Raw genomic sequence first — 4,555 nt, forward strand, 5'->3', positions numbered from 1 at the left:
CCGCAATCCATCAACGAGATGGCGCCCACCACCCCCATCGAAGAACTCCTGACCACCATCTACACCGAAGTCCTCGGCCTCGACCGCATCAGCATCGACGACTCCTTCTTCGACCTCGGCGGGGATTCGTTGTCGGCCATGCGCCTGATCGCCGCCGTCAACGCCGACCTGGACGCCGACGTTTCGGTCCGCACCCTGTTCGAGGCCCCCACCGTCGCCGAGTTGGCGCCCCGCCTCGCCGGAGGCACTCGACGGAAACCGTTGCGACGCAGGGAGCGCCCCGCCAAGATTCCCCTGTCGTTCGCCCAGAACCGCTTGTGGTTCGTCAACCAGTTCGAGGGCGGGGTGGCGACGTACAACATGCCGACCGCCTTCCGGATCACCGGCGAGTTGGACGTCGAGGCGCTGACCGCGGCCCTCGATGACCTGATCGGCCGCCACGAGTCGTTGCGCACCGTCTTCCCGGACGTCGACGGCGTCCCGTACCAGCAGGTGTTGGCGGCCCAGCCGGGGATGTGGCGGCGCGGCGACACCACCGTCGTGCCGCTGGGCGATCAGCAAGAGGTCGCGGGAGAGTTGATCGCGCTCGCGAGCCACCGATTCAATTTGGCGACGGAGATCCCGATTCGCGCGCAGATCTATTCGACGGGACCCGCGGAGCATGTGCTCGCGATTGTGCTGCACCACATCGCCTTTGACGGTTGGTCGCTGGCTCCCATGTTCAGGGACATCGGCGTCGCCTACGCAAGCCGATGCGCGGGGCTCATACCGAACTGGGCTGAACTGCCGGTGCAATACGTGGACTACACGCTGTGGCATCAGGAGCTGCTGGGAGACGAGTCCGACCCGGACAGTGTGATCGCTCGCCAGTTGCGCTATTGGCAAGGCGAATTGGCCGGACTGCCGGAAATCGTGTCGCTGCCCGCGGATCGTGTCCGGCCCCCGGTGCCCAGCTACGGCGGCGGCGAGGTGGATCTGCTGATCGAGCCGGGGGTCTGGGCCGGGATCAAGCAGCTGGCAGCGACGCACAACGCGACGGCCTCGATGGTGTTGCAGGCTGTCATGGCGGTCTTGTTGCACCGGGTCGGCGTGGGTGACGACGTGGTGCTGGGCACACCGATCGCCGGGCGGTCGGATCGTGCGCTCAGCGACCTGGTCGGATTCTTCGTCAACACCTGGGTGTTGCGAGTGGAAGTGGATCCGGCATGCCGGTTCACCGATGTCCTTGCGCGGGTGCGTAATAAAGCCCTGGACGCCTACAGCAATCAGGACGTGCCGTTCGAGCGGTTGGTCGAGCGGCTCAATCCCGCGCGCTCGGCCGCGCACCACCCCTTGTTCCAGGTGCTGATGGTGCTGCAGAACAACGTGCGCCCGGACGCGTTCGCGATCGATGGCGTCGGCGTCGAACAGTGGGCGGTGCCCACCCGCTCGGCGCGCTTCGACCTGGACTTCGAACTGGTGGAGGTGCCCACCGACGACCCGGCCGCTCCACGGGCCGCCGGATCGGTGACATACGCGACGGATCTCTTCGACCGCTCCACCATCGAGCGCCTCGTCGATCGGTTCGGGCGGGTGCTGGACGCGGTGGTCGCGGACCCAGCGGTGGTGGTGGGCGCCATCTCGTTGATGGATTGCGGCGAGCGTGAATTGGTCCAATCGACGTGGGCCGGCACCGGGGTCGATGCACAGGTGGGAGTCGCGCCGCAGTTGCTGGCGGCAGCGGCGGCTGCCGACCCGGACGCGGTGGCGGTGGTCGACGGTGACCGCTCGATGTCGTATCGCGAGCTCGACGAGGCGTCGACACGGTTGGCGCGCGCACTGATAACGGCGGGCGTCGGCGCGGAGCGCGCGGTGGCGGTCGCGATGGATCGGTGTCTGGAACTGGTGGTCACCTGGTGGGCCGTCGTCAAAGCCGGTGGAACCTACGTGCCCGTCGACCGGACTCACCCCGTCGAGCGCATCGCGACAGTGCTGGACACCGCAGACGCGATTTGCGTGTTGACCCGCGACGCCGGCACCGTTGACTGGGCCGGCGGCCGCCGCGTGCTGCGCGTCGACGACTTCGACCTATCCGGGCTGAGCGCTGACCCGATCACCGACGCCGACCGCCTGGCACCCCTGACGGTCAACAGCACCGCCCACGTTATCTTCACGTCCGGATCCACCGGCACCCCAAAGGGAGTCGCGGTCAGCCACGGTGGCCTGCTGGAAATCGCCTCGCTCGGCGAGCTCTTCGGATTGCATGCGGGTACGCGGCTGCTGATGCTCGCCGCGCCCACCTTCGATGTATCGATCGGTGAATTGCTGCTGGCGGTCGGGGCGGGGGCGGCGCTGGTGGTGGCGCCGCCGGAAGCCGTTGCGGGCGAGGCGTTGACGGCATTGCTGCGTGATCAGCGCGTCAACGCTGCGGTCTTGACCCCGTCGGTGCTGTCCTCGCTGGACCCCGGCCGCCTCGACGCGGTCGACACGCTCATCACGACGGGGGAAGCGTGCCCAAGCGAGTTGGCGGCTGCCTGGGCGTCGGAGAGGCGAATGTTCAACGCCTACGGCCCCACCGAGGCCACCATCTGGGCCACCTGCGGCGGACCCTTGGCGCCGGGGCAGCCGGTGGGAATCGGCACCCCCGTCCCGGGCGTGTGCGCTCTCGTGCTGGACACCCGGCTCAGCCTGGCGCCCATCGGCGTCGTCGGCGAACTGTATCTGGGCGGACGTGCCGTCGCGCACGGCTATCTCGGCCGGGCGGAGTTGACCGCGGAACGGTTCATCGCCAACCCCTTTGGGGTTCCCGGGTCACGCCTGTACCGCACGGGCGACCTGGCCCGCTGGACCGCAGCCGGAACGCTGGACTACTTGGGGCGCGCCGACACCCAGGTCAAACTCCGTGGACAACGAATCGAATTGGGGGAGATCGAGAACAGCTTGCTGGCCTGCCCGCACGTCACCATGGCCGCAGCCACGATGCACAACGGCGGGACCGGCGCCAACCTCGTCGCCTACGTGGCCCTCGAGCACGCCGCCACCGCCGACAACGACGACGACGACGACGACGAAATCGTCGCGCAGTGGCAGCACGTCTACGACGACCTCTACGGCGCCGAGGCCGGCACCTCCGGGCTCGGCACCGACTTCCGGGGATGGAACAGCAGCTACTCCGGCGAGCCGATCCCGCTCGCGGAGATGGAGGAATGGCGTTCGCTGACCGTGGACCGGATCATGGCCCTGCGACCGCGGCGGGTACTGGAGATCGGGGTGGGCCTGGGCCTGGTTCTCTCACAAATCGCCCCGCAGTGCGAGCGTTACGTGGCCACCGACATGTCCGCGGCGGCAATCGATTACCTCGCCCGCTCGATGGAACGGCTGGAGCTACCCTGGCGAGACCGCGTCCAGCTGCTGACTCGACCCGCCCACGTGACCGAGGGCCTGCCGCTGGGCTTCTTCGACACCGTGATCCTCAACTCGGTCGTTCAGTACTTCCCCAACGCGGGGTATCTGGCCGACCTCATCGACAGTGTCATGGAACTCCTGTGCCCCGGCGGATCGCTGTTCATCGGCGATGTCCGCAACCACAGCCTGCAGGGCGCATTCCAGACCGCGGTGGCGCTCGCCCGCAGCGGCAACACAGACGCGGCCGAACTTCGTCACCGCATCCAGCGCGCCGTCGTCGGCGAGGCCGAACTCCTGCTCGCCCCAGAGTTTTTCACCGGTTGGGCGGCCGGCCATCCGGCGGTGTCGGCGCTCGACATCCAAGTCAAGCGCGGAGCGGCCGACAACGAACTCACCCGGTACCGCTACGACGTCGTCGTGCACAAGGCGCCCACATCGGTGCATTCCCTGGGCGCCGCCCCGACCTGGGCGTGGGCCGATTGCGCCGGCTTGAACGGGCTGCAGAATCGATTGAACTCCGACCGTCCCGCCGACATCCGAATATGCGGAATCCCGCGCGCCGGCTTGGTCACCGACGTCCAAATCGGACAGGGCCTGGCGGCGGGGCTACCCCTGACCGACGCGCTCGCTGAGGCCACCCGGGTGGAATCGAACGGCACCGCGACACCCGAAGCACTGCACCGCCTCGGCGAAGCCATTGGCTATCGCGTCGCGGTCACGTGGGGCGCTCAACCGGGCACGCTTGATGCCGTCTTCACGGCCGCTGCGGAGGGAAGCATCCCGACCATCAGCGACGTATACCTGCCGAACCGCGATGGTCACGACGAACCCGCCAACGACCCGCGCAACAACACGCGGATCAGCGCCGTCCGACGCCAATTGAGCGCGCGGTTGCCGGATTACATGTTGCCGACGCAGATCATGGTGCTCGACGAGTTCCCGATGACCTCGTCCGGCAAGATCGATCGAAAGGCGCTGCCGGCGCCGGTCTTTGCCGACACGCCCTTCCGCGCACCGCAGACCCCGACCGAAGAGATCCTGGCCGGGATCTACGCCCAAGTGCTCGGGCTGGACCGGGTCGGGGTCGACGAATCGTTCTTCGACCTGGGCGGCGACAGCATCTTGTCGATGCAGGTGGTGTCGCGGGCCCGCGCGGCCGGCAGCTGAGGCC

Annotated in this window: 1 pseudogene; it reads left to right on the forward strand. The window is 68.0% G+C overall.

Annotated elements, in window-relative coordinates:
* Positions 1 to 21: 21 nt before the first annotated feature.
* Positions 22 to 4,551: pseudogene (locus A5701_RS04915) on the forward strand (amino acid adenylation domain-containing protein); the annotation flags it as partial.
* Between the last annotated feature and the right edge of the window lie 4 nt (positions 4,552 to 4,555).

Origin of the sequence: Mycobacterium sp. E3305 (assembly GCF_001666785.1) — a bacterium.
Taxonomy (GTDB): Bacteria; Actinomycetota; Actinomycetes; order Mycobacteriales; family Mycobacteriaceae; genus Mycobacterium.